The organism is Thalassovita litoralis (genome assembly GCF_900182725.1).
Lineage (GTDB): Bacteria > Pseudomonadota > Alphaproteobacteria > Rhodobacterales > Rhodobacteraceae > Thalassobius > Thalassobius litoralis.
The window spans coordinates 22,717-48,238 of sequence record NZ_FXTO01000024.1; the positions used below are offsets into that span (position 1 = coordinate 22,717).

Here is a 25,522-nt window from a genome sequence, read left to right on the forward strand (position 1 = left end):
TTTCAACTCGGGGGTGGGCTTGCGCCCTGTTCCGCAGCGGCGGGTCTTTGTACCTCTCGCAAAATCAGAGGATCTACAACCGCCCGCGCCTCGGACAGGCAGTCCAGATCATAGTGCTCGAAGAACCCCCAACAGGCGTCGATCTCTTCACCGTCACGCTCGACGACATAGCCATAAACCCGTCCGCCGAGGTAGGCATCGAAGGTGACGATCTCAGCGCGCAGAATGTCCTTGGCCTTTTCGCGCATCGCCTTGGTGACGCGCTTCGCGCCGAACTCCTTTCGAACCGTTTCGAGCGTTACGTATACAAAGCCAACTTGGCCGGAATCCCACGGACAATGGAACTCGATGGTGTTCATCGCGAGGCCGGAATGGTCGTAGAGGTACACGGGCAAGATGATTGCCTTGCGCTCGGCGCGCTCGCGGAGGCGATCCAGTGAAAGATCGCTCTGATCCGAGACGCCCGCAAGATCGCGCAGGAACGCCTCGGGGCAGTCGAACCGGTGGCTGTCCCCCAGCCGGTATCGGCGGTGCCAACAGATCAGCGCTCCGAGGTTGGACCACTCCCTTGGGTTCTCAGAATCGGGGTCGTGATAGATCTTGATGACGTGGCCTTGGTAGGCCTCCTCGTAGACAGGGTCTTGCATGTCGATATCCTTTCTTGAAACGCAATCGACCCGCCAAGCCGGTTGTGGCGCAGGCGGGTCGAAGTGGATGGGATCCGGTGGTTGGTGAGTTTTCTGGCCGGCGGATCAGGCAGCGGCGCGGTTTTGGCGATGCTGGATGTGCTCGACAGAGACCTTCAGCAGCCAGTCCTCAAAACCGAGAATGGTCTGGTGATTGGAGACCGCCTCGATCCAGACCGCACGCGGATCGCCAACAATCTGCGTAGGATCGTTGTCGATCCGGCCATTGGCCATCCACGGTTCCGGCTGAATGCGGACAAGCCAGTCCGCCAGCGACGGGATCCGTCCCTGGCAGTCCTCGCGCACATGCTGCTCACCGATCCAGCGGATCGGGACGACCCGGCCCGCGCTGTTGGTCAGGCTGCGGCCGAAGTGACGTTCGGCATCATAGATCCCGACTGTATGATGTTTTTGGGCTCTGTGAACAAAGAGACCTAGGTGCTCTTTGGATGAGTCAAACCAGTCATGCACGAACTGATAGTCATCTGGAACACCGCCGAATTTTCGGGCGGAGCTTTCGGCGTGGTGGAGGGGATGTGCCATGTCAGAGCCCCTCGTGTTCGGTGGTGTTGGTTTCGATATAGCGGTTCGAGTGGCTAACATCGATCTTGTCCGTCTCGAGCGCCCAGGTCAGCTCGCCATAACCGCCCTCGTTGTTCTCGAATCCGGGGCTCAGCGCATAGGCGAAATCCCAACCAAAATCTTCAACCCGGCGTCGCAACTCTTCTGTCAGCGTGATCGTGTCGGGTGTCACGACGACATCCTCGACATTGCCGGAATCGCCGTAGCCTTCATATTGCACCTCGATGCTGGTCACGCCGAAGGCACGCAGCTCGGAGAGAAGGGCAGCGCGAGTCTCGCCCCGCTCTTCGGATGCGCGTCTCTGGGATTCGAGCATCTGTGCGTAGAAATCAGTCGCTTGTGTCATGTCTTTTTGTCCTTTGGAATTGGGAGAGGGGAGGGCGACCGTTACGCGAGGCCGCCCCGGAGTTTCCTTTGGGGGGCTTCAGGCCGCAGCGTCGCCGCGGTTTTCAGCCGTCCGGTCAACCAGGTTGAAATACAGATTCTCGGTCGCGCGCTTGAACCCCGGCGGTTTGCGCGGGGCGAGGCAACGCACCGAAGCACTGCAACTCTCACCATGCTCCATTGCGAACTGCGTCACCTTGTCGATCAAATCGTCCATGCCCGCGGCCTGGACGCGCTTTTCGGGGTAGGTCGCCATCATATGGAACTGGGTAACAACGAAGGCGCCGTCACGATGCGCGGGATAGAGGGTGATCTGGTAATCGAGTGTCTTGGCCATCTCTGGTCTCCTGCAGCAGGCCGGACGCGATCATCGCGCCCCTTGAAACCCGCCAGCCCGAAAGGACCGCCCTTTATGCAAGGACGGCCCGGGGCGGCGATTGGGGGTGGAGGGCGTCAGTATTCCGACGGGAGAAGCAAGGTCAGCACGCGACGCGTCTGTTTCGGGTCGGAAGGCTCAGGCGAGCCGTACTGATAATCGACGTCGTACAAGTCGATCTTGAACCAAACCTTCGTGCCATTGAATTCGATGACCCCCATCTCGTGCAATCCCTGCGGGTCACTGTCGGCATTGAAGGCGTCGAACGCGGCAACGCGGCGTGTGAGTTCCAGTTGTGCGTCGGGTCCAAGCGCGGCGACGCCACATGTCATCACAAACTGTCCCTGCGGGGCATCGGCAACGGAAGGATTGCCGAGGATGGAATTGCGAAACGCGTCATTCTGCGCGGCGATGCGTGCGGCTTCCTGAACAGGATCGAGGTCGAGTCTGGTGGTCATAGGATGTCTCCGGGACGGGCCAGCCGATCCGATATCGGCTGTCGGCAACCCGTCAGCCGGAAAGAGCCGCCCTCGATGTGAGGGCGGCCCAAAGCTCATGTCGTGATCAGGTCGGTGTTCGCTTCGTCAGGCCGCATCTCCGCTAAGGAAGGCGGGCAAGGACGATGGTTCATTGCTCTCCGCCTCGGCCAGAGCGTCTGCGGCAGGCACGTCGCCTTCCTCCGCCTCGGGCGCATCGCCAATCATTTTGGCGTCGGCCTCCGCCGCACCGGCAAACACCATCCCGTCTGGCAGCCAGCGCGTTGTCTTTGCTGCCGTCGCCGCGTCGAAACCTTCCGTCTCGCCGGCCGTTTCCGCGAAAGCGCGCTCCATCGCGGCTGCGAGATCGCCCTTGCGTTCGCGATTGCGATCCTCGGCGTAATCATCGCCGATGAGCTTGCGCGCCGTGGCCACCGCATGCCCCTTGTTGACGCGACCCCAGTAGTTCTGGGCACTCGGGCGCCAGCAGGCCGCCACATCGACGTCGAGCCGCGCACCAATCTCCTCAATGATGTGGGAGGGGCGATTGTCAGAGGAGAGCTGCGGCTTGACCGCGAGACCCGTCGCCCAGGCGAAAAGCGCCTGCTTGTCCGCAATGGGCAGGGCCGACATCGCCCGGAAGTCATCGGGTTTCTCCAGCTTCATCCAGTCGGTGGCGAGGTCCTGCTCCAACGCCTCAAGCATCTTCTGAGCGACGGTGTCCGCATGCAGCACCTCGCGGTTTTGCGCCTGGAAGGGCCGGATGGAGATATCGAGCGCCTCGTTGTTGTAGGACCGCCCCAAAGCCTGCTCGCAGAGCGCGTAGAGCATCGCATCGAAAGCCACCTCGAAATCCGCCGCCAGATGCGCCCGCAGGATGTGCTGACGCGTGGCGCGCAGATCGTCGGCCAGGCTCGCCGAAATCCCGTCCGCCTTGCGCAACGTCGCGGCCGGGTCGGAGCTCGGCACCGGCGTGGAGGAGGTCGGCGGCGTCACCTGTGGGCGGGCAGGGGAGGGAGCGCCATCCGGATCTGCGGTGGTATCGTCCGGTTCGGGCGCAACAGGAATGTCCTCGGGCCGCACCAGGCCTTTCTCGACGCGCAACACCCCGTCATGGCCGATGGTCAGGACTACACCGGCGATAGCGCGATCTGCCTCGGCATAGGGTTGCCGTTCGCGCTGCATGGCTTCAATTTCGCGCAAACGCGGCTCGATGGCGTAGTATTCTTCGGTCTCCGCGTCGGTCCAGTCCTCCCCGTCGTTCTGCGCCGCCAATTCTTCCTCACGCGCGATGAGACGTTCCTCCTCGGCCAGCATGTCCGCATCCGGTTCGATGTCCTGCGGATAGACCCGCCCGAAACTGCGAAACGCGCCATAATCCACCGAAAGATGCACTTCGACCCATTTCCATATCCCTTCGAAGGGTTTGGCCGCAGCCTGCAGTTTCTCAATGGCGAGACGCTCCAAGAGGTCGGGGTTTTCCATATGAGCGGTTGCCCGGTCGTCGAAGAGATCCCGCAGCAGAACCCCGCCCGCCGTCTCATACGCCTCGATGCCGACAAATCGACCAATTGCCGAGTTCGCCGAATGTGCGGCCCCGGTCAGCTGACGTTTGATGCTCTGCGGATGGATGTGATAGCCGCCCTTCACGGCGTTCCAGACCGCGAGCTGGCGGTCATGGTCGTCGGTCAGCGTGAAAGCCATCACGCATTCGAGGGTCAGATCACCGGCACGAAACTGCTCGATGATTTCGGGTGCGACACGGGCGAGTTTGAGGCGACGGCGCACCAGGTCGACGGAGACGCCGAATTTGAGCGCAATCTCGTCTTCGCTGCGACCCTCGCCGATCATCTTGTCGAAGGCCTCGAACTGGTCTGCCGGATGCATCGCCGCGCGCTGGAGGTTTTCTGTGGCCGAGGTAAGGATGGCGTTGCGCTCGTCCTCGACAAGGCAGGGCACTGGATGATCAGCGGGGATCACACCGTCCTCGGCGAGTTGTTTCAGCGCCTTGAGGCGACGACCGCCTGCGTCGACGGCAAAACGTGTCTCGGAAAGTGCGTGAACCACCAGGTTCTGCTTGATTCCCGTCTCGCGGATGCTCGCAAGAATCTCGGCATCGTCGCTGGCGCTTGCGGCCACCTTGCGGACGTTGAGTGGGCTCGGCTCCAGCTTGTCGAGCGGGATCATCCGGATGTCGGCACCGCCGTCAGGCGCGGCCGATCCAACGGCTTCGGTCTTTTTTGAGGTGGTGGGATTCGGGCGGGTCGTGGTCTTGGCCATGGTCAGGGTCCTTGTCTCGCCGGACCCGGATGAGCCTCTCTCTATCCTTTCAAGCCCGGCACCCGGGCTTCCCTTTCTCTGGCTTTCACTGTGCGTTGACGTGTGAAGTGGTCCCATCTTTTCGGACAGGTTTGCAGCGTTTCTAAGGTGTATCGGGTTTAGGTTTCATGCTGCGTGTCGCTCTTCCAAGCCTGCCCAATATGCGTCGTCCGGCGTCTGCCGATCAAGCGCGGAATGGGGTCGGCTGGTGTTATAGAATGCCATCCAGCCCTTGATGACACGACGGGCCCGGAAGCCTTCATTGATTTCTTCGAGATAGATGGCCTCCTGCTTCAGGGATCGCCAGAGGCGTTCGATGAAGATGTTGTCGAGGTAACGCCCGCGCCCGTCCATCGAGATGCGCACGCCCGCCTCGGTCAGCGTCGTGATCCAGGCCGATCCGGTGAACTGCGATCCCTGATCTGTGTTCATGATCTCAGGCGGGCCGTACCTGGCGATGGCCTCGCTCAGTGCTTCGACGCAGAAGTCGGCGTGCATCGTGTTCGACAACCGCCAGCTCAGCACCTTGCGCGTCGCCCAGTCCATGATTGCCACCAGATAGAGGAAGCCATTTCTGACTGGCACAAAGGTGATATCGGCGCACCAGACCTGGTTCGGTCGGTCAATCACCATCTTCCTCAGCAGATACGGGAAGACCGGGTGCTGAGGATGCGGCTGGCTGGTTCGTGGGCGCTTGTAGACCGCTTCAAGACCCATCTTCGCCATCAATCGCCTGACGCGATGGCGGCCAACAACAATGCCTTCCCGGCGCAGATAGGCCGCGATCTGGCGCGACCCGAAGAATGGGTATTTGGTGAACACCCGGTCGATCTCTTTCATCATCGACAGCGTGTCGGCGTCGATCCCGGCGGGCGTGTAGTAGAACGCCGACCGGCTCAGGCTCACCAGCTTGCACTGCTGGCTGATGCTCAGCTTGGGGTGATCCCGGTTGATCATCGCGCGTTTCTTTCCAGGGCTCATCGCTTCAGCCCTTCCGACAAAAAATCGTTCTCGACCGCCAGCCTCCCGATCTTGGCGTGAAGTTCCTTTACTTCCGCCTCGGTCGGGCCGCTCTGCTTGCCACCCGAGAACACATCGGCCATGCCCTCGATGGCCTGCCGCTTCCATGTGCTGACCTGATTTGGGTGCAACTGATGCTTCGCCGCGATCTCCTGCACGGTCTTGTCGCCACGCAGCGCTTCCAACGCCACCTTGGCCTTAAACTGATCTGTAAAGTTCCGGCGCTTTGCCATGTTCGTATCCCTTCAAAGGTTCGGGAAACACCTTAGCTGACTGTCCGGTTTCCTGGGACCACTTCAGACCTCATCCGCTGACCTTCGTCTCTGGCCGCGGCTTTTCAAAATGCCATTCTTGAAGGCCAGATAGAAATTTGCACTCGGTCACACGCAAACGGGGCGAAAAACCTCTTTGATTACAGGCGGCAACCTCAAAGGTTGCTAGCTCACTGTTTGATTTTCCGAACCCACTTCCGCGAGCAAAATCTGCCGAATTGAGCTTTCAATTTTGACTTTTCCAAATGTTGAAGCATCTCGGAAAACTGACTTCGTTTCGCATTCGAAGCAAATCAAGTCATGCTGACGGCCGACAACTTTTAGACCAACTGAACTTTCCCCGACATGGACCACATAGACCTCGCATGCTAGGTTCGCGCCTGCTTTCACCGGCGCATGGAATTGTAGGTCCATAGAGACAAAAGGCATGGCCGTGTTTCTTTCCGTGAGTAGAAAAAGCCAGCCCCGGCCTGAAAGCAAATCGTCCCAGAAAGTCTCGATCGCTTCCAGCGCGAAATTCGTGATCCGGCCAGTAAAGGCGATTCCCAGCTGGTCACAGTCGCCAAAGAAAATCCTGCGTTCGAAGGCAAATCGTGGTTTAAATTCTGTTTCTGGTACATTCATTGCAGCGTTACGGGCTCAACATTTCTTTGTCTCTGGTGCGTGACAGCGATAGGAAGGAATAGTTTTCCGGTAATTATGCCATGCGCCGGAATTCGGCGGGGGTCGCGCCTGTCATTTTTCGAAAAGTTCGACTAAAATGACTCTGATCTGCAAAACCGCAGTCAAGCGCGACCACTTTCAGGGGGGCATTACCCTTTCTCAGCATCTCCTGGGCCTTCGATATTCGCTTGCGCAAAACATATGCATACGGTGCCAACCCAAACTCCGCCTTGAACTGACGCGAAAAGTGAAACTGGCTGAAACCGATAGATGCGGCCATGTCTTCCAGACTGAGGTTTTCACCTAAGCAGCTTTCAACGAGATCGATGATTCTCTGCCTTTGAGCAGGGCTGAAGTTCGAGTTTGCGTCGCTGGTCAAAGAGACCTTGGCGTACTGACGCAGAAGGTGAACGGCGATCTGGATGCGCAGGGCGTCGATGATCAATCTCTGGCCGATTCCACCGTTCTTTAGCTCATTCTCTAGCAATTGGATGCAGTTCAGGATACAGGGGTCCTTCGCAGACAGACAATCATTGATCTCAATGGACTTCGGGTCACGATCAAAGACCGAAAGGGCCGTGTTTTCGAGTTCACTGTGACTGAGATAGACGTGTCTAACCGTGATAGGCTCGGACCAACTCCAAGTGGATTCCTCTGCACGCGTGAGCAAGGAAATCCTACCTTTCTCTACGCGCGCGCTTTGCCATGGGCCGCCACTCGTGCGGCGCATAGTGGTTGGCGCGCCATCATATGCAACAATCATATAGTCGCGCATGGGGGGAATTGCCGCGTCTTGTCGCTCATAACGATAGCCCTTCAGGGTAATGCCGTTCCAGTTGCACCCGGAACTGTCCAACGTAGTCGTGCCGGGAATCCATTCGGGTATCCGGTCCGGTGATATGAGCAGTCTTTCCATCTTGGCCTCCCTGAACTTTTTCACGATCGTCCGCTTGAGCTGAAATTTCGGCTTAGGTCGTCTCGCGCATCCGCGGTTCTTCTCGAACGATATTCGCTTGAGTCAATCTATCGATTTCAGCTTCTGTCAGTCCAGCCTCGCTAAGCAACTCCCTACTATGCTGCCCGAAGCGAGGCGGTGCCGCGCGAACCGCTCCGGGGGTACGCGACAAGCGTGCTGGCACGCCGGTGCCGCGGTAGGTGCCAACTGATACCACCATGCCGCGATGTCGGGTGTGTGGATGCTCCAACGCTTCATTCACATTCCGAACGACTCCGGCGGGAATCCCAGCTTTCAAAAGCACCGGCTCAAGTTTGAAGGCGTCATGTTGCACCAGGCACTCTGACAAGACCTCTGTCATCTCTGACCGATGCGCAAGACGCGCGGCATTGTCGGCAAATCGTGGATCGCAGGGCACCTCAGGTAGGCCAAGCACGTCACAGAGTTTTGCGAACTGACCATTGTTACCGATAGCCAGATAGAGTTTGCCATTACTTGTTTCGAACATGTCGTATGGTACGATATTTGGATGCCCATTGCCGGTCGCCATTGGTATCTGTCCGGACATGAGGGAATTAGCCGCTTGGGGATGCATCATGCTGATCGCGCAATCATATAGCGGCACTTCGATGGCTTGGCCCAATCCGGACCGGCCCCGTTCCAAAAGTGCGGCGAGAATAGCGTTACAGGCGATCAGACCGGTGCCGATGTCCACGATGGGCGTACCCATGCGTGTCGGGCCTTCGGAGGGATTGCCGTTGATGCTCATGAGGCCCGTCATAGCTTGTACCACGGCGTCATAGCCGGGAAAACCGCCAAGTGGGCCATCGGAACCAAATCCAGTCACATGGCAGAGTACCAGTCTAGGAAAACGTGCCCTGAGAACATCAGCATAACCAAGCCCCCATTTTTCAAGAGTACCAGACTTAAAATTGTGAACTAAAACATCCGCATCCTGAAGAAACCGCAAAATCAGGTCGCGCCCTTCCGGTTGCTGCAGATCGATAGCGATGGACCGCTTGTTGCGGTTGGCGCCAGAGAAATAAGCGCTGAGTTCATCATTGAAAGGCGGGCCCCAACTGCGGGTCTCGTCGCCCAGAGGCGGCTCCACCTTGATGACCTCAGCGCCATGATCCGCAAGCATTTGGGTGCAGTAAGGCCCGCCCAGCACGCGGCTGAGGTCGACCACCTTGATCCCGTCCAATGAGCCAGCCATCAAAGCGCCTCCTGATAGAGGCGCGACACATCTTCGGCTGTCATGTCGCGCGGGTTGGTCTCCAGCAATCGCGTGATACCGGTCACGACCTCATTAGCCATTCCGGGAATGGCTGCCTCGGTCACTCCGACACCAGAAAGTCGAGACTCAAGTCCGCTTTCGACTAGCATCCGTTCCATCTCGTCGATCAGGCCATGGGCCGCAGCCGCATCAGAGTTGAAAGGCCGCGAGGGCAGTAGTAACCGCGATAGACGAGCATATTCAGCTTCTGCAACGGGCATGTTGAACCTCATCACTGGTCCTGCGACCAGAGCGTTTGCGTGCCCGTGAGGAACCTTGAAACCTGTTCCAAGTGGGTATGACAAGGCATGAATCGCCCCCACGCTGGCATTAATGAAGGCCATCCCAGCCAGTGTCGCCCCCAACAGCATGGCCTCTCGCGCTGACAGGTCCGAAGGCGTTTCCATGACGATTGGTAAGTTCTGACCGAGAAGCACCAGCGCTTTGTCCGCCATTCCATCGGAAATGGGATTCTTTCTGGTGCGACTGGTTACTGCCTCAATGGCGTGAACCATTGCGTCTAACGCCGTGGCCGCTGTGATGTGACGAGGCATTCCCAATGTTAGCTTTGCATCTAGCAAGGCAACGTCAGGCAGAAGCTGCGGTGCATATACCGCTTTTTTTTCGTGGCTTTCCGAAGTCAGCACGGACACCCATGTTACCTCTGATCCGGTCCCTGCCGTGGTTGGCACCTGGATCAGTGGCAAGCGTTTATCGGTGACCTGATTAATCCCGATCATGTCCGTAATCGGTTGATCGTTGGCTACCGCCGCTGCGATGACCTTGGCAGTGTCCAGTGAACTGCCGCCGCCAAGTCCGATGATTCCGTCAGCACCAAAGGCCCGCGCGACCTCTACCGCGGCCTCGACGACAGCGATCGGGGGGTCCGCTTCGACTTTATGAAAAATCTCAACCTCGATGCCAGCAGCCCTAAGTGAGGCGGCTGCCTCGTCCGCAAAACCACAGGCCAATATGCCCGGGTCCGTCACGACCAGCGCACGGGTGCAAGACAAATCTTGCATCAGGCTGCCGATCCGGCCAAGCCCACCGCTCTCGCAGACGATCCTCGGGGTGGAAAGGAAATTGAAGTCCATAGTTTGTCTTCGCTCCTGTTAAGCTGCTGCAGTGCGGATCATATTCCGCGCGATCAGTATTTGCTGAATCTGGGTTGTCCCCTCGTAGATGCGGAAGAGACGCACATCGCGATAGAAGCGCTCGACCGCATATTCGGCCATGTATCCTGCACCGCCGTGGATTTGCACTGCGCGATCGGCCACTCGACCTACCATCTCACTGGCAAACATCTTGCAGCAGGCAGCATCAGTCGACACGTTCTGACCAGCGTCCTTGCGGCGTGCTGTTTCTTCGATCATGCAACGCGCTGCGAAGGCCTCGGCGCGACTGTCAGCCAGCATGGCTTGGATCAGTTGCTTTTCAGCGATGGGTTCACCGAATTGTTTGCGTTCCATCGCATAGGATAGGCTGTCACGGATCAGCCGTTCGGCGGCGCCCACACAGACGGCAGAAATATGCAGTCGGCCCCGGTCAAGGACTTTCATTGCTGTCTTAAAGCCCTTGTTCAGACGGTCCGGCCCGCCGATAATGTTCGCGGCAGGCACGCGGACATTGTCAAGGATGACGTCGCATGTGTGCGAGCCCTTCTGCCCCATCTTCCTGTCAGGCTGGCCAAGCGTTATGCCTGGCGTCCCTGCCTCGACGAGAAAGGCGCTTACGCCGGCAGAACCTTCCGCCTCTGGATTGGTCCGGGCAAAAACCGTGAATAGATCGGCACGCGGTGCATTGGTAATGTAGCGTTTCGTGCCGTTCAGAAGGAAATCGTTACCGTCACGCCGCGCCGTAGTGCGCAGACTGCCAGCATCCGACCCAGCATCTGGCTCGGTTAGGGCGAAGGATGCGATCATATCTCCGGACGCGAGAGCTGGTAGATACTGCGCCTTCTGCTCGTCGGTTCCATCGATGATGATTCCCTGAGAGCCGATCCCGTTGTTGGTGCCAACTAGCGACCGGAACGCAGGCGAAGCCTGGCCAAGAACGAAAGCGGCTTGCACTTCCTCTATCATCGACAAGCCGAGCCCGCCGAAATCTTCCGGGATCGACATGCCGAAAAGGCCCATCATGCGGATTTCATCGACCAGCATCGGCGGAATCACATCCTCGTCGGCGACGCGATCCTCGTAAGGGATTAGTCGCTCTTTCACGAAGCGGTCGAGCGCGTCGAGAAACTGGGAAAGGGTATCTTTATCAAGGGCCATGATGCTCTCTATTGTTCAGGGTGCGACCGCCGCAACGCGGCGGACAAGATCGACAAGGCGGTGCGCGACGTCGCTTTCGATCCAGTCGCGCGTAAGGGTTTGCGAAGGGCCACCGCAGTTGAAGGCAATAATGGGTGAGCCGTCCTTCGGCACGAAGGGCACCGCTACAGCGTTCACATCACGTTTCCACTCCGTGAAGGACGTGCAGTAACCGTGCTGTTGGTAGTCTGCGATAGCTGCTTCGATTCCGGGCTGCACATTCGGCCAGTTGTCGCCTTCATGTTCCTCCACAAGGGCCAGAATTCTGGCCCGCTCATCCGGGTCGTGCGCCGCTATGCAGGCGCGACCAACCGCGGTCGTGGCCAGTTTAATATGGGCACCAACCTCGATCGCCAGCGTGACGGCATTAGTGCCCTTGCACCGCTCCAGATAGACCATCGATAGCCGGTCACGACTGGCCATGGCCACCGGCATGCCTGTGTAATCAGCCAGCTCCTGCATAAAGGGCTTCGCCAGTTGCCGCAGCGGAATCCCTGCAAGGCAGGAGAAACCCAACGAAAGCACTGGAGGGGCCAGTCGATAACGTGCTGTATCCGGGTCGTAGCTGAGGTATTCCAGCTTGTTCAGTGTATAGGCCAGCCGGGAGACCGTCGATCTGCTCAGGCCAGTGCGCTCGGCCAACTCACCGTTCCCCAGAGCCTCCCCTTCCCGCCGAAAGGCCCGCAACAGCTCCAAGCCGCGCGCCAACGCCGTGACAAAATCGCGATCCTGTTTCTCGGCATCCTTGGTGCGGTCTTTCCTTGGTCTCACGATATCCCTCCTCGGAAAGAATTATGCGTCTTGAAACACACCTAAACGATCGATAACGTCCGAGTCAATACTGCGGTAAACTTTCCCGCTATGCGGAAAATTAAGGTCGTCCACCTAGTCCCATTCGTGCCGGATCCTGCGGATGACACAACTAAGCGAGGGCATAATGCCATGAAAGAAATGAATTATCCGACCATCCAGCACCTCATCGGACGAGACTGGATCGCTTCTCCCACGCCAGAGGATCGTGCAGTCATAAACCCTGCAAACGGGCAAACTATCGGACAGATTCCGCAGGCTAGCGCCGCAGATCTAGACCATGCGGTTCACTCGGCCGAATCAGCTTTTCGCCGATGGAAAAACAGCTCTCCCATGGAACGAAGTGCGATTTTGCGGCGGTTTGCCGACCTGCTGCGCCAAAATGACAGACTGATCGCTGGCTGGATCACTCTCGATGAAGGCAAGCCGCTGGCTGAGGCTTTGGCTGAGGTCCGCGCCTCGGCTGACCACGTTGACTGGCACGCCGAGGAATGTCGGCGCATTTATGGGCGCATCATTCCATCACGCAGCCCGCGGGTACAGCAGCTTGTCGTGCGCGAACCGATAGGCGTCTGCCTTGCCATCACGCCTTGGAATTTTCCGCTGAGCCAAGCGGTACGCAAGGTCGCGGCGGCGCTTGCGTCAGGTTGCACGATGATCTTAAAAGCCCCGGCAGAGGCTCCGGCGGGTTGCATGGCAATTGCTCGCTATCTGCTGGATGCAGGATTGCCCGAAGGCTGTCTGAACCTTGTCTGGGGTAATGCGGCCTTCATTTCGGAAACTCTAATTGCGCGCCCCGAGGTGCGCAAAATCACCTTCACCGGTTCGGTCGAGGTGGGCAAGCATCTGGCAGAATTGGCTGGCCGCCATATGAAGCGGGCGACGATGGAGCTCGGCGGTCACGCGCCCGTATTGGTGTTCGACGACACCGATGCCACGGCCGCGGCGCGCGCCTTGGCGGTCAACAAGCTGCGCAATGCAGGCCAGGTGTGCATCGCCCCAACCCGGTTTTACGTACAACAAGGCATCTACGATCGATTTCTGTCCGAACTAGTTTCAGCATTTGAGAGCGTAAAGGTGGGCGCTGGTTTAGCCGAAGGCACGCAGATGGGACCATTGTGTCATCGCGGACGCGTGAATGCGATGGAAAAGCTCGTCGAGGATGCCCGCGAAAACGGCGCACGGGTGTTGACGGGAGGCAAAAGGCTTGGAAATCATGGTAACTTCTATGCCCCGACAATCGTCGATACGCCCAACGACGACATTGACTTGATGCGCGAAGAACCCTTCGGCCCGATTGCTGTCGTCTCGTCTTTTCGTGACATAGAGGACGGACTGTCGCGGGCCAACGGGCTACCCTTCGGGCTGGCGTCCTATGTCTTTACCAATTCGTTAGAGCGTGCAGATAAAGCAGCTGCGGGTTTGCAGGCAGGTATGGTAAGCATCAACCAGTTCGGCCTCGCTCTGCCCGAGACTCCGTTTGGAGGCGTGAGAGACAGCGGCTATGGGACTGAAGGCGGGACGGAAACCTTCGAAGGCTATCTCATTACCAAATTTATCTCGCGCAATCGCGCGCCAGTGCTGTGAGGATGCCCATGCCTGTTGAATTAAGCTTCTCAAATGACGCAGCAATTCTGACCATAGACAATTCGCCGCTTAACCTAATCAACGCGGAGGTTCGGGCTGGAATACAACACTGTATCTTCAAAGTCCTCGAAACTGGGGCTACCAGGCTGATTATCACCGGCACAGGAACGACCTTCGTCGCGGGCGCGGATGCGAAGGAATTCGGTAAGTTGCCTGTTGATCCACAACTAAATGATGTGCTGATGCAACTTGCACACCTCCCGATTCCTACTATCGCAGCAATCAACGGGGCTGCGCTTGGTGGGGGACTAGAGATTGCTCTGGCTTGCTGCTATCGCATCGCCTCAACTTCTGCCAAACTGGGCTTGCCAGAGGTAAACTTGGGGATCGTGCCTGGCGCAGGGGGAACCCAAAGACTGCCGCGACTTATCGGTATTGAAGCTGCGCTTGACATGATTGTCACCGGGAAGGCTGTTTCCGCCGAGCAGGCACTGAAAATGGGACTGATCCAGCTGCTAGCCGATGACCCGCTTGGCGCGGCCATAGCTCTCGATGACGATGTACTTGAGGCGGCACAGGCACCCGACAATCTTCCTTCACCAAAGCCAAACCACGTCGCAGCGGAAGTCGCCCGAGCGCATGTAGCGCGGCGTATGCCTGGCCAGAATGCCCCGCAGGTTGCGGTGAACCTAGTCGCGACCAGTGCGACGACGCCGCTGCACGACGCACTAGCCAGCGAGCGCTCTGCGTTTTTGGACCTTCGTACCTCGGATCAGGCGCGGGCCCTTAGGCACGTTTTCTTCACCGAGCGTACCGCAACCAACAAGGGGCGCGCCTACCCCCGACCTTCCCGAGATGCTGAAACCGCCATCGTGGTCGGTGGTGGCAATATGGGCGCAGCTATTGCGTACACGCTGGCGACCGCAGGGATCTCGGTGACTGTCGTCGAACGTAGTGCCTCGTCCGCCGAGTGGGCCAGTAAAAACCTGCAAAAGCTGATTGATCAGGGTATCAGTCGCGGTATTCTGTCCGTCGATGCGGCAAAGACGGTTGAAGACCGGCTGGTTACGGTCTCAGGCTATGACGCTCTGCCACCAACCGATCTAGCAATCGAGGCGGCCTTCGAGGATTTTGCGGTTAAGACCGCGATCCTGACCGAACTCGAAGGCGCACTGCCACCCGAGACCATCATTGCCACAAACACATCCTATCTCGATGTAAATCGGCTCTCTGATGGGTTGAAACACCCGGCACGCTTTGTAGGGATGCATTTCTTCAGTCCTGCGCATATTATGAAACTTCTGGAAGTCGTCAGGAGCGACCGAACGTCAGACGGAACATTAGGTGCAGCACTTGTGCTGGCGCACAGGCTTGGTAAAATCCCGGTACTGTCTGGTGTTTGCGATGGCTTCATCGGAAACCGAATTTTGTCGAGCTACCGTCGCGCCGCTAATCGCCTTCTGGTGGAGGGGGCTAATGTCGACGAGATCGACGCGGCTATGCGCGGATTCGGTATGGCGATGGGTCCATATGCTGCACAGGACATGTCGGGGCTGGACATCGCCTACGCGAATATCCGTCGCAAGGCAGTTGCCGAAGGGAACTGCTGTGGTCACGTGCCCTTGGTCGAGCGGCTGGTCGAAAAGCACAAACGCCTAGGACGCAAATCGGGCGCCGGATGGTACGACTATGGGCCAGACGGCAAACCCTCACATTCGGAGCTGGTCGCTAGCGAAATACTCCGTGTCTCAGAAGAAATGAACTTCACTCGCCGCGAGTTCTCAGCTGACGAAATCGTAGAAAGGCTCTTGCTCACAATGGTGGCGGAAGCCTGCGATATCCTTGACGAAGGCGTAGCAGAAAAACCGCAAGACATCGACCTAGTAATGATTCACGGCTACGGATTTCCCCGCTGGCGGGGAGGCCTGATGCACCACGCCAAAAATATCGGCAAGGATCGGTTGACCGCGCTCTTCAGCGCGCATGTCAAAGAGGATCCTTGCGGCTGGAGGGTGCCTCGTTATTTAGAAAGAGTTTTCGCGACCGGGGAGGAACATGTCAGCATGTTTCCCACGATCACCGGCAGATAAGTTGTCTTTCTGTGGTAGAGGGAGTCTGTTTTGCAAATGGGGTGATGGCCGTGGTTGCCCTTTCCCCGGATAAACTTATCCCACAGCTTCCGTAACGGGTATGCCGAGTGCAGTGTATCCGTTCAGGACGGCGATGCGGACTGGGAGTGCCGCGACCTGACGGTCAAAGTCCCGCGCTATAAGGCGATGCCCCAGCGACATGACACAGTTCATTTTCGTCTCGACACTGCTTCGGCGGTGGTATCCGCTCCATCGTCGCCAGAGCGCGCGAGCCAGGCACTTCGCCGCGCGCAGGGCCTCGTTTCGCGCCACGGCTCCGGCGGTGATGGTCTTCCATGGCTTTGCGTTCTTGCGTGGCGGGATAACGGCGTGGGCACCACGGTCAGCAATTGCGTCGTGGCATTTCCGTGTGTCGTAGGCACCGTCAGCCATGACACTGCCGATCTACTGGTCCGCCGGGATCTGGTTGAGGAGGTCGGGTAAAACCCATGCATCGCCGATGTGGCTCCCTGTGACCTCGTCACTGCGCGAACCTCCAGTGTTTCCTCGTCAACCCCGAGATGGATCTCGGTCCAGACGCGCCGTTTGGGTCCACCATGCTTGCGGGCGTGCCACTCGCCTTCGCCCGCGACTTTGATACGCGTGCTGACAGCAGGTGCAGCGGCCCCTTGGAGCCGCGATTCGAGATGTTCACGGCCAGGGTCTTCTGACGCCGGGACAGGGTGCTGAAGTCGGGCACAGTCCGGACGAGACCAACCAGCTGCAGCAGGCTCTAGACGAACCCAGTCGTCTACCGGAGCGCCATGCCGAATAACACCTTCATGGAAAGGCAGGTCTGGCTGGAGGCATCGCTGTAGGTCTGCTGCCGGCCACGACTGCCTATCGGCGCGGCCTCCCAGCTCATTTCGGGGTCGAACCAGATTGCCAGAGCGCCCCGGCGCTTGAGCGCTTCATTGTAGGCTCGCAAGTTCCTGGTGTTGTAGGTCGGGGGTGCAGTCTGCTCATGCACCCCGGCTACCAAGCCGGGTTCATAAGATGGATCCCGCACGGAATTTGTTCAACAGAGCCTAGTAGCAGGCATATCTGCCTCACGACAGGCTGAGCAAGATCATACAATTTCCAAAGCAGGTATGTTCAATACACGGTGCATTCTTCGCCCTTACTCCGAGATCATTGGCGTACGCCTCAGACCGTTTGACGCCTCCGAGATTGGCGACGTCAGGTGGTGGCTTTGCCAAATGTTACTCTTGGGAGGATAAATATGGAAATCAGTAGAGAAGCGGATACGCTGCGGGCGCTTTATCAGAATTGGACCGATCAGATGGTCGAGAACCCAGACCTGACGATCGCGAACTTGCGCAGCATGTTCGATGAATGGGGGCAGCCTGCTCTAGAGCCGGAAAACGTTAGCTACAAAAGCGATCATATCGGAGGAGTCGAGGCTATCTGGGCACTGCCTGTCGGGGCCGATACCTCGCGTGTAATTGTTTACACTCATGGTGGCGGCTTTGCCGTCGGCTCAGCCGATAGTCATCGGAAAATGGCAGGGCACCTCGCTAAGGTGCTTGGGGTTACGTCGGTGATCCTGCACTATCGACGCGCACCCGAGCACCCATTTCCGGCGCAGATCGAAGATGCGGTAGCCGCGTACACAGCATTGCTGGATAAGGGCTTCAAGGCAAGAAATATTCTGACCGCTGGCGACAGTGCTGGCGGCAATCTTGCCATCGCCAGCGTGCTGAAATTTCGCGAACTTGGGCTGCCACTGCCCGGAGCGGTCATCGCATATTCGCCCTGGCTAGACATGGCGATGCGCGGGGAAACACTGGAAACCAACGCGGAAACCGATGCGCTAGTCGGGAAACCGATTCTCGAAGCGATGGCGGGAATGTTCCTCGGTGAAGGCACTGATCAGCTAAATCCGTTGGCCAACCCTCTGGAGAACGATTTCACCGGTTACCCGCCGCTTTATATCAATGCCGGAGGGGCTGAGACGCTTAGGAGCGATGCCGAGCGGTTGCACGAAAAGGCCAAGGCACAGGGCGTAAATGTGACCCTGTCTATCGTCGAAGGCATGCAGCATGTCTTTCCCGCGCTTTCGGGACGCGCGCCCGAGGCGAACGAGGAACTTGGTCGCATCGCCGCATGGTATCAGGCCCTCTGACACCTGTACTCGCACTGCATTGCGGTGCGGTGCGGTGCGGTGCGAGAGAAACCCCTACGACACATTCATCTGCCATCTCACCCGCAAACTGCGGGGCGGAGCAGTCTTACTCTGGGAGGAGTGACATGAACATTCAGACTGAGATTACTAAAACATCCGGAGCGGATTACGACGCAGTCGTCATTGGCGCGGGCTTCGGCGGGCTTTACGCCGTCCACAAACTTCGCAACGAGCAGGGACTGAACGTCCGGGGCTATGACAGCGCCAGTGACGTTGGCGGCACCTGGTGGTGGAACCGATATCCCGGTGCGCTGTCGGACACGGAAAGCTATGTCTACCGCTATTCTTTTGACAAAGAGTTGCTTCAAAAAGGCCGCTGGAAAACGCGGTATCTGACCCAGCCCGAGATCCTCGAATACATGAACGAGGTGGCGGATCATCTCGATCTCCGACGCAGCTACAAGTTCGACACCAAGGTGGACGGCGCGCACTATAATGAAAAAACCGGTCTCTGGAACGTGATCACTGATAGTGGTGAGACAGTTACCGCCAAATACCTTGTCACTGGCCTCGGTCTCTTGTCCGCAACGAATGTTCCAAAATTCAAGGGCATCGATGATTTCAAAGGCCGTATCTTACACACAGGTGCCTGGCCCGACGGCGTGGACTTGAGCAACAAACGCGTGGGCATTATTGGCACTGGCTCGACCGGTGTGCAGGTTATTACAGCAACGGCACCAGTTGCAAAACACCTGACTGTTTTTCAGCGCTCTGCACAATATGTCGTGCCGATTGGGAACACCCCGCAAGACGATGCTACCATCGCAGAGCAAAAGGCAAACTACGATAGTATCTGGAATCAAGTGAAGAATTCTGTTGTGGCCTTCGGCTTCGAAGAAAGCGTCAAGCCCGCCGAAACCGCCTCCCCCGAAGAACGGGAGCGGGTCTTCGAAGCCGCCTGGCAGCGCGGCGGTGGTTTCTATTTCATGTTTGGCACCTTTTGCGATATTGCGACCAGCCAAGTGGCCAATGATGCGGCCGCTGACTTCATCAAGGGCAAAATCAAGAAAATCGTGAAGGACCCCAAGGTCGCAGAGAAACTGACGCCGAAGGACCTTTACGCCAAGCGCCCGCTTTGCGGAAACAACTATTACGAGGTCTACAACCGAGACAACGTGACCCTCGCCGACGTTAAGGCCGATCCGATCGCAGAGTTCACTCCGAACGGCATACGTCTCGAAAGCGGCGAGGAGCATGAGCTTGACATCGTAATCTTTGCCACTGGCTTCGATGCGGTCGACGGCAATTACGTCAAAATGGACCTCCGCGGACGCGGAGGCGTGACCATGCGCGACACTTGGAAGGAAGGCCCGCTCGGTTACCTCGGCATGATGGAGGTCGACTTCCCGAACTTCTTCATGATCCTTGGCCCTAATGGCCCCTTCACCAACCTGCCCCCCAGCATTGAGACGCAAGTCGAATGGATCGCTGACACGATTTGCACGGTGGAAGAAGAGGGGGTTCGAAATGTGGAGCCAACCGTGGAAGCGCGCGATGCTTGGGTTCGCACCTGTCGTGAAATCGCCGACATGACACTCTTCCCCAAAGCTGAAAGCTGGATCTTCGGCGCAAATATCCCCGGAAAGAAGAATGCAGTAATGTTCTACATGGCCGGGATTGGCAATTACCGAAATGCCATTAATGCAGTGAAGGAGGAAGGTTATACATCCCTGATCCGCAACCGCACTGCCGAGAAGGTGTAAAGAATTCCGCCGGGCATCAAGAATCCCCGGCGGAACCAATTAAATTTGTTCATGAAAACTAGGGAGAGAGATTTGGGAAGGGTATTCGGAAAAGTCGCACTGGTAACAGGTGGAGCGATGGGCATGGGAAAAGCCCATTGTGAAACGCTGGCACGTGAAGGTGCGCATGTATTTGTAACCGACCGTGACACGGAAGCGGCTGAAAGCGTAGTGAAAGGTATCATTGAAGCCGGAGGGAAGGCGGAATTCATTCAACATGACGTGACGCTTGAAGAAGATTGGAAGAATGTCATCTCTACGGTGCAATCAAGTGCTGGTCGGCTTGATGTGCTAGTGAACAACGCTGGCATTCTCATTCTTAAGCCGCTCCACGAAACCTCGCCTGACGAATTTGACATGACGTTCAACGTCAATGTACGCGGTATTTATCTCGGCATCCGAGCCGCGGTTCCATTGATGAAAGAGGCCGAAAAGGCATCTATTATCAATATTTCTTCAATCTATGGGATTGTTGGAGCCGCTTCGGCGGGAGCCTACATTGGATCCAAAGGCGCCGTACGGATGTTGACGAAATCCTGCGCAGTCGACCTGGCTGAAAGTGGCATACGCGTGAATTCGATCCATCCCGGTGTCATCGATACTCCCATGACAAAAGATCTGCTACACGCCGACGAAGTTACCCGGCAGGCAATTCTGGGGGCGACGCTGCTCAAGCGACCAAGCAAACCTGAAGAGGTTTCGAATGCGGTCCTGTTCCTCGCATCGGATGAGTCATCGTTCGTTCACGGAGCAGAGATTGTAGTAGATGGCGGTTATACTGCGAATTGACAGGGACCCATCCCGAGTAACGGCTCGGAATCCGGGCCGTTACCACCATTGCAAATTTTGAAAACGATAAAAGCCAATGAAAATAATTGCTCCTATAAAACGCCTAATTGACCACAACGTGAAGGTTCGCGTTAAGGCGGACGGGAGCGGAGTTGATCTCGCGAATGTGAAGATGTCGATGAACCCGTTCGACGAGATTGCGGTCGAAGAGGCGATCCGGCTGAAGGAAGCGGGCAAGGCGGACGAGGTTGTCGTCGTCTCGATCGGCGTGAAGCAGGCGCAGGAAACGCTGCGCACGGCGCTGGCGATGGGCGCGGACCGGGCGATCCTGGTTGTGGCCGCCGATGACGTGCACCAGGACATCGAGCCGCTGGCGGTGGCCAAGATCCTGAAGGCCGTGATCGACGCCGAGGCGCCGGGCCTGGTGATCGCGGGCAAGCAGGCGATCGACAATGACATGAACGCCACCGGCCAGATGCTGGCGGCGCTGCTGGGCTGGGGCCAGGCGACCTATGCCTCCGAGGTCGGGATCGAAGGCGATCATGCCGTCGTGACCCGCGAAGTGGATGGCGGGTTGCAGACGATCAAGGTCAAGCTGCCGGCGATCGTCACCGCCGATTTGCGCCTGAACGAGCCGCGCTATGCCTCGCTGCCCAACATCATGAAGGCCAAGAAGAAGCCGCTGGATGAGAAGACCGCCGCCGATTACGGCGTCGATGTCACCCCGCGCCTGGAGATTGTGAAAACCGCCGAGCCCGCCGCACGGTCGGCAGGCGAGATGGTCGGCTCGGTCGACGAGCTGGTGTCGAAACTGAAAGAAAAGGGGATCGTGTAATGGCTGTTCTTCTCCTTGCAGAAATCGCCGGTGGCGCGCTGGCGCTGGACGCCACCGCCAAGGCGGTGACCGCTGCCAAATCGCTGGGCGATGTGACCGTTCTGGTTGCGGGCCCTGCTGCTGCGGGTCAGGCCGCGTCGCAGATCGACGGCGTGGCGAAGGTTGTGGTCGCGGATGACGCGGCCTACGCCAACGGCCTGGCCGAGCCGGTCGCCGATCTGGTGGTCAGCCTGGCAGGCAATTATGAACATATCGTTGCTCCCTCCACGGCAAGCGCGAAAAACATCCTGCCGCGCGTTGCGGCGCTGCTGGATGTGATGGTTCTGTCGGACGTGACGGCCATCCTGGACGGGTCCACGTTCGAGCGCCCGATCTACGCGGGCAACGCGATGCAGACGGTAAAGTCCAACGATTCCAAGAAGTTACTGACCGTCCGCACCACCGCCTTCGACGCGGCTGGCCAGGGTGGCTCGGCCGCCGTCGAGGCCATCGCAGCAGCCGGCAACGCGGGCCTGAGCGCCTGGGTCGAGGACAAGGTCGCGGCGTCGGATCGTCCGGAACTGACCTCGGCCAAGGTCGTGGTCTCGGGCGGGCGCGGCGTCGGTTCCGAGGAAAATTTCGCGATTATTGAAGCACTTGCGGACAAACTGGGTGCTGCCGTCGGCGCCTCGCGCGCGGCTGTGGACTCTGGGTTCGCACCGAACGACTGGCAGGTCGGCCAGACCGGCAAGGTCGTGGCGCCCGAGCTGTATATCGCGGTCGGGATTTCCGGGGCAATTCAACACCTTGCGGGGATGAAGGACAGTAAGGTCATCGTCGCCATCAACAAGGACGAAGAGGCCCCCATCTTCCAAATCGCCGATTACGGCCTCGTCGCAGACCTCTTCGACGCAGTCCCGGACCTGACAAAGGCACTCAAAGAATGACAAACGTCTATATCTGCGATTACATCCGCACACCAATCGGTCGCTATGGCGGCGCGCTTTCTTCTGTGCGAGCCGACGATCTTGGCGCAATCCCACTCAGGGCCTTGGCCAGCCGAAACCCGGGGCTAGATCTAGCGACCATTGACGAAGTGATTTTTGGCTGCGCCAACCAAGCGGGAGAGGACAACCGTAATGTTGCTCGCATGTCGCTTCTACTAGCTGGATTTCCGGATTGTGTACCGGGGACAACAATGAATCGGTTGTGCGGGTCGGGCATGGATGCGATAATCACGGCCGCCCGCGCTATCAAATCAGGAGAGGCCGATCTCATTGTCGCAGGTGGTGTGGAAAGCATGTCGCGTGCTCCGTTTGTGATGCCAAAAGCTACAACAGTATTCTCGCGCGAGAATAGTGTGGAAGACACCACCATCGGCTGGCGCTTCGTCAATAGACTGATGAAGAGCCAATACGGCGTCGACAGTATGCCTGAAACGGCCGAAAACGTGGCTGAAGTCTTCGGCATCAACCGCGCCGACCAAGATGCTTTCGCCCTACATTCCCAGCAAAAGGCGAGCGTTGCTATGGCGAACGGTCGTTTGGCCCGTGAAATTGTCCCGGTAGAGATTCCTCAGCGAAAGGGGGAGCCAAAGATCGTCGTACAGGATGAACACCCTCGCGCGAGTACGACTTTGGAAGCGCTCGCCCAACTGAAAACTTTCGTAAAAGCGGATGGCACGGTAACCGCAGGGAATTCTTCAGGCGTGAACGATGGTGCCGCAGCATTGATCCTTGCCACCAGCGACGTCGCAAAAAAATTTGGCCTCACGCCGGTCGCAAGGGTCTTGGGCGGCGCAACCGCCGGCGTTGCACCGCGCATCATGGGTTTCGGGCCGGCACCGGCGTCGAAAAAGCTGATGGCGCGACTTGGACTGAAACAAGAAGACTTCTCGGTGATCGAACTTAACGAAGCCTTTGCTTCGCAGGGTCTGGCCACACTACGGCACCTGGGGATCGCGGATGATGATGCCCGCGTGAACCCAAACGGCGGCGCTATTGCTCTCGGCCATCCGCTTGGCATGTCGGGTGCCCGCATCACCGGCTCAGCGATGCTGGACCTCAAACCTGGAGAAAAGTCGTTGTCGACCATGTGTATTGGCGTGGGACAGGGAATTGCAATCGCACTCGAAGCTGTCTGAGGTGCCGTGACAGCCTAAAAATTACCATAATCTTGATTACGCGATTATTGGTCGACCCCAAATTTTCCGTGTAGAATTCGCCCTCTACCACCTCCCTGTGGGCGATACCCTGGCGGTACCGGAACCTCTCTCCGGTGCCGCCCTTTCCTGAAAGAACGATTGAACGGCCCATAATGTTTGCGAGACGGATCATCACGTGACCTGCGTTTCGGCAGGCATTCCATTCCGGCGATCTCGCGCCATCCCAAGATTTCTTCTCTGCACTTCCGAATGTAACATATATCGCGTGGCGATATTTCGCGCATCGTGTCCGTTTCAACGGCATGAACTTGCGGGACCGTGTAGCACTAAACATCCAGGAATTGAGACGCGCCCGCAGCCTCAGCCAGGAGGAGCTTGCTCATCGGGCCGATGTGAGTCGCGGCCATATGGGCAAGCTCGAGAACGCCAAGTTCGCGGCCTCCCTCGACCTTCTCGAACGTATCGCCAAAGCACTGAACGTAGATCCAGCAGAGCTCTTCACAAAACGCTAGCCAGTTTTTGCCAGCCCCTGATGCGTCCTGGAGCGGAACGTCTCAAGAGGTAGTCAAATGGAGTGCAGAGAGTTCGATGGGTAAGAAGAAGACAGGCTGGCCCTTCCAGAACGGGTTTCTGAACGACGGTGCGCAGGAGATTCACCTGTTCACCGATTACCGTTGGAATGATGGCTCGGTGAGCCGCCGCTGGCATGTCGATCCAGAACGCTTTGATGCTTGTCTGGTCGAGCTTCGCCCAGTTTCCCTGAAGGCATCAGACCGTTCGGATCAGTAGGAGAACCACTCCGAGTGGCCCATGTTGCCCTCGTAGTCGCCGTATTCAACCATGATACTGCGCAAATAGAAGTACGAGGAACCTCCGCCGGTCGGATAGGCGATCTCCTGACCGCCTTCCGATACGAATGCCTCGGGCCAGGGCGTGTGGGATCGGTAGACCCGCTGGATGTACCGGCAGGTGCGGTTCTCTCGGTCGCAGGAACGGAGAGACCAGTCCCAATACTGTTCACCTCCCCTTTCTCTATAGGCTTGACCGGTGAACCAGATCACATGGGTGCGGTTCAGCCATTCGTATTCGGGCAGAGTGGTGTCGAGCTCGCCCTCCCCGCCGGGCCCGCCCAGCTCGACCGGCACATGTGCGAAGGTGCAGACCCCGAAGGGCGGCAGGCTCGGCCAGGGCGTGATGCGGCGGATCATAGTGCGATAGGCCCGTGCACAGACTGCGCTCGGGGGGAAGCCGCCAGCCATGCAGAGCATGATGGCGCAGTCGATGTCATAGGCCTGCGCCTTCCCCGGGGCTCCGAACACCGCCATCACCCCCATCGCCGCTGCCATCGCCTGTCGCTTCATGTCGCTCTCCCGCAAAAGTTGCGCAGACTATCGCGCAATATGTATTTTTCTGCAATATGTCGTATTGACTCCATATGACTTTATGGCCTTAGTGTCGTGCAGTAGAAGGGCTCTCGTGGGGAGAGTCCGAACATGCCGATAGCGCGCAACCAGATCCTGATCACCATCGATGGTGTCAAAGACCTGTCCGAACAGGGCATCGCGTTCCGCTGCCGGTATGAACTCGTGGGGTTCACGGACGATGGCAAGCCGCGCTACCAGTGCATCTACCTGCGCGAGGGTGAGCCGGAAGCCATTCTGGTCTCGACCCGGATCACCCCGCACGGGCCTGAGCCGCGGTATTTCAACATATGGCCAGGGCTCTTCAAACATCATCTCGAGTTCGGTGACGGGCGCGATCTGCGCTTTGGTCCTGACTACAGCATCACCCTCGAGGAGCGCGGCTGACGTTATCGCCTTCGGCCGCGACGGCACAGCCCGGACTTCGGGCTGGACCTTTCACGGTGAGCGCCCTGCCTGGGCTGGTGTCACTGTACCCTAATTAATCAGATTCTGCGGATTGGAAGCGTTTTCGGCAGATTCTGTACCCTTAATTGCAATATATCCACAGGGCGCTGCGT

General features: G+C 58.0%; 25 protein-coding genes and 1 pseudogene. 11 read left to right on the forward strand and 15 right to left on the reverse strand.

The window, feature by feature from the left end; genetic code table 11:
- Positions 1-2: 2 nt before the first annotated feature.
- The 13 genes from FN828_RS15015 to FN828_RS15075 form a co-directional block, all read right to left on the reverse strand.
- The gene (locus FN828_RS15015) at positions 3-647 is read right to left on the reverse strand and encodes a hypothetical protein (RefSeq protein WP_009827036.1); all 645 of its coding nucleotides are present in this window, start codon (positions 645-647) and stop codon (positions 3-5) included.
- 105 nt (positions 648-752) lie between these two features.
- Positions 753-1,229 carry a DUF6915 family protein gene (locus FN828_RS15020; protein WP_009827035.1) on the reverse strand — a complete coding sequence of 159 codons (477 nt, stop codon included), beginning with the start codon at positions 1,227-1,229 and terminating at the stop codon, positions 753-755.
- Between the two features lies 1 nt (position 1,230).
- Positions 1,231-1,614 carry a DUF6878 family protein gene (locus FN828_RS15025; RefSeq protein WP_009827034.1) on the reverse strand — a complete coding sequence of 128 codons (384 nt, stop codon included), beginning with the start codon at positions 1,612-1,614 and terminating at the stop codon, positions 1,231-1,233.
- Positions 1,615-1,692: 78 nt separating this feature from the next.
- A complete protein-coding gene (locus FN828_RS15030; RefSeq protein ID WP_009827033.1) occupies positions 1,693-1,989 on the reverse strand; it encodes a hypothetical protein in 297 nt (98 codons plus the stop codon).
- A 116-nt stretch (positions 1,990-2,105) separates the two neighbouring features.
- Positions 2,106-2,486 carry a DUF3768 domain-containing protein gene (locus FN828_RS15035; RefSeq protein WP_009827032.1) on the reverse strand — a complete coding sequence of 127 codons (381 nt, stop codon included), beginning with the start codon at positions 2,484-2,486 and terminating at the stop codon, positions 2,106-2,108.
- 126 nt (positions 2,487-2,612) lie between these two features.
- Positions 2,613-4,784, reverse strand: coding sequence for a ParB/RepB/Spo0J family partition protein (locus FN828_RS15040; RefSeq protein WP_142494283.1), 2,172 nt, complete (start codon positions 4,782-4,784; stop codon positions 2,613-2,615).
- A gap of 165 nt (positions 4,785-4,949) precedes the next feature.
- A protein-coding gene (locus tag FN828_RS15045; RefSeq protein ID WP_197918801.1) for an IS3 family transposase occupies positions 4,950-6,076 on the reverse strand; the annotation gives its coding sequence in 2 pieces (ribosomal slippage) (positions 4,950-5,806 and positions 5,806-6,076; 1,128 coding nt in all).
- Positions 6,077-6,280: 204 nt separating this feature from the next.
- Complete coding sequence (locus tag FN828_RS15050; protein WP_007120589.1) at positions 6,281-6,739, reverse strand: acyl-CoA thioesterase; 459 nt, start codon at positions 6,737-6,739, stop codon at positions 6,281-6,283.
- A 73-nt stretch (positions 6,740-6,812) separates the two neighbouring features.
- Positions 6,813-7,694 (reverse strand): helix-turn-helix domain-containing protein, encoded by an 882-nt coding sequence (locus FN828_RS15055; protein WP_232272173.1) that lies wholly within the window; start codon positions 7,692-7,694, stop codon positions 6,813-6,815.
- Positions 7,695-7,746: 52 nt separating this feature from the next.
- A complete protein-coding gene (locus FN828_RS15060; RefSeq protein ID WP_007120591.1) occupies positions 7,747-8,949 on the reverse strand; it encodes a CaiB/BaiF CoA transferase family protein in 1,203 nt (400 codons plus the stop codon).
- On the reverse strand, positions 8,949-10,103 hold the full coding sequence (locus FN828_RS15065) for an iron-containing alcohol dehydrogenase (RefSeq protein ID WP_007120592.1): 1,155 nt from the start codon (positions 10,101-10,103) through the stop codon (positions 8,949-8,951). Before FN828_RS15065 ends, FN828_RS15060 begins: the two co-directional genes overlap by 1 nt.
- A gap of 18 nt (positions 10,104-10,121) precedes the next feature.
- Positions 10,122-11,282 (reverse strand): acyl-CoA dehydrogenase family protein, encoded by a 1,161-nt coding sequence (locus FN828_RS15070; RefSeq protein WP_007120593.1) that lies wholly within the window; start codon positions 11,280-11,282, stop codon positions 10,122-10,124.
- Positions 11,283-11,297: 15 nt separating this feature from the next.
- A complete protein-coding gene (locus FN828_RS15075) occupies positions 11,298-12,092 on the reverse strand; it encodes an IclR family transcriptional regulator (protein WP_007120594.1) in 795 nt (264 codons plus the stop codon).
- A 171-nt stretch (positions 12,093-12,263) separates the two neighbouring features.
- Here FN828_RS15075 and FN828_RS15080 point away from each other — a divergent pair, with 171 nt between their 5' ends.
- Together FN828_RS15080 and FN828_RS15085 are read left to right on the forward strand one after the other, a co-directional pair.
- Positions 12,264-13,718: an NAD-dependent succinate-semialdehyde dehydrogenase gene (locus tag FN828_RS15080; RefSeq protein WP_232272174.1), complete on the forward strand. Its 1,455-nt coding sequence runs from the start codon at positions 12,264-12,266 to the stop codon at positions 13,716-13,718.
- A gap of 8 nt (positions 13,719-13,726) precedes the next feature.
- Complete coding sequence (locus FN828_RS15085) at positions 13,727-15,808, forward strand: FAD-dependent oxidoreductase (protein ID WP_197918802.1); 2,082 nt, start codon at positions 13,727-13,729, stop codon at positions 15,806-15,808.
- 75 nt (positions 15,809-15,883) lie between these two features.
- On the opposite strand, the pseudogene FN828_RS15090 reads toward FN828_RS15085, so the two are convergent.
- Positions 15,884-16,817 (reverse strand): annotated as a pseudogene (locus tag FN828_RS15090) (IS5 family transposase).
- Between the two features lie 252 nt (positions 16,818-17,069).
- Here FN828_RS15090 and FN828_RS15095 point away from each other — a divergent pair.
- From FN828_RS15095 to FN828_RS15130, 8 genes are all read left to right on the forward strand, one after another.
- Entirely contained in the window at positions 17,070-17,972 is a 903-nt protein-coding gene (locus FN828_RS15095) for an alpha/beta hydrolase (protein ID WP_009827026.1), read from the forward strand.
- Positions 17,973-18,097: 125 nt separating this feature from the next.
- The gene (locus FN828_RS15100) at positions 18,098-19,735 is read left to right on the forward strand and encodes a flavin-containing monooxygenase (RefSeq protein WP_009827025.1); all 1,638 of its coding nucleotides are present in this window, start codon (positions 18,098-18,100) and stop codon (positions 19,733-19,735) included.
- Between the two features lie 72 nt (positions 19,736-19,807).
- Entirely contained in the window at positions 19,808-20,563 is a 756-nt protein-coding gene (locus FN828_RS15105; protein ID WP_037954867.1) for an SDR family NAD(P)-dependent oxidoreductase, read from the forward strand.
- A gap of 76 nt (positions 20,564-20,639) precedes the next feature.
- Entirely contained in the window at positions 20,640-21,398 is a 759-nt protein-coding gene (locus FN828_RS15110; protein ID WP_009827023.1) for an electron transfer flavoprotein subunit beta/FixA family protein, read from the forward strand.
- Positions 21,398-22,324 (forward strand): FAD-binding protein, encoded by a 927-nt coding sequence (locus tag FN828_RS15115; RefSeq protein WP_009827022.1) that lies wholly within the window; start codon positions 21,398-21,400, stop codon positions 22,322-22,324. The genes FN828_RS15110 and FN828_RS15115 overlap by 1 nt, the downstream gene beginning before the upstream one ends.
- The gene (gene pcaF / locus FN828_RS15120; RefSeq protein WP_007120599.1) at positions 22,321-23,520 is read left to right on the forward strand and encodes a 3-oxoadipyl-CoA thiolase; all 1,200 of its coding nucleotides are present in this window, start codon (positions 22,321-22,323) and stop codon (positions 23,518-23,520) included. Before FN828_RS15115 ends, pcaF begins: the two co-directional genes overlap by 4 nt.
- 323 nt (positions 23,521-23,843) lie before the next feature.
- The gene (locus FN828_RS15125; protein ID WP_007120600.1) at positions 23,844-24,053 is read left to right on the forward strand and encodes a helix-turn-helix domain-containing protein; all 210 of its coding nucleotides are present in this window, start codon (positions 23,844-23,846) and stop codon (positions 24,051-24,053) included.
- Positions 24,054-24,129: 76 nt separating this feature from the next.
- Positions 24,130-24,330, forward strand: a complete 201-nt coding sequence (locus FN828_RS15130; RefSeq protein ID WP_007120601.1) for a hypothetical protein — start codon at positions 24,130-24,132, stop codon at positions 24,328-24,330.
- Here the strand turns inward: FN828_RS15130 and FN828_RS15135 are convergent.
- On the reverse strand, positions 24,324-24,902 hold the full coding sequence (locus FN828_RS15135; protein WP_007120602.1) for a hypothetical protein: 579 nt from the start codon (positions 24,900-24,902) through the stop codon (positions 24,324-24,326). The two genes, FN828_RS15130 and FN828_RS15135, sit on opposite strands and share 7 nt — an antisense overlap.
- Positions 24,903-25,034: 132 nt before the next feature.
- On the opposite strand from FN828_RS15135, the gene FN828_RS15140 reads away from it, so the two are divergent.
- Positions 25,035-25,349 (forward strand): hypothetical protein, encoded by a 315-nt coding sequence (locus FN828_RS15140; RefSeq protein ID WP_007120603.1) that lies wholly within the window; start codon positions 25,035-25,037, stop codon positions 25,347-25,349.
- Positions 25,350-25,522: the final 173 nt, after the last annotated feature.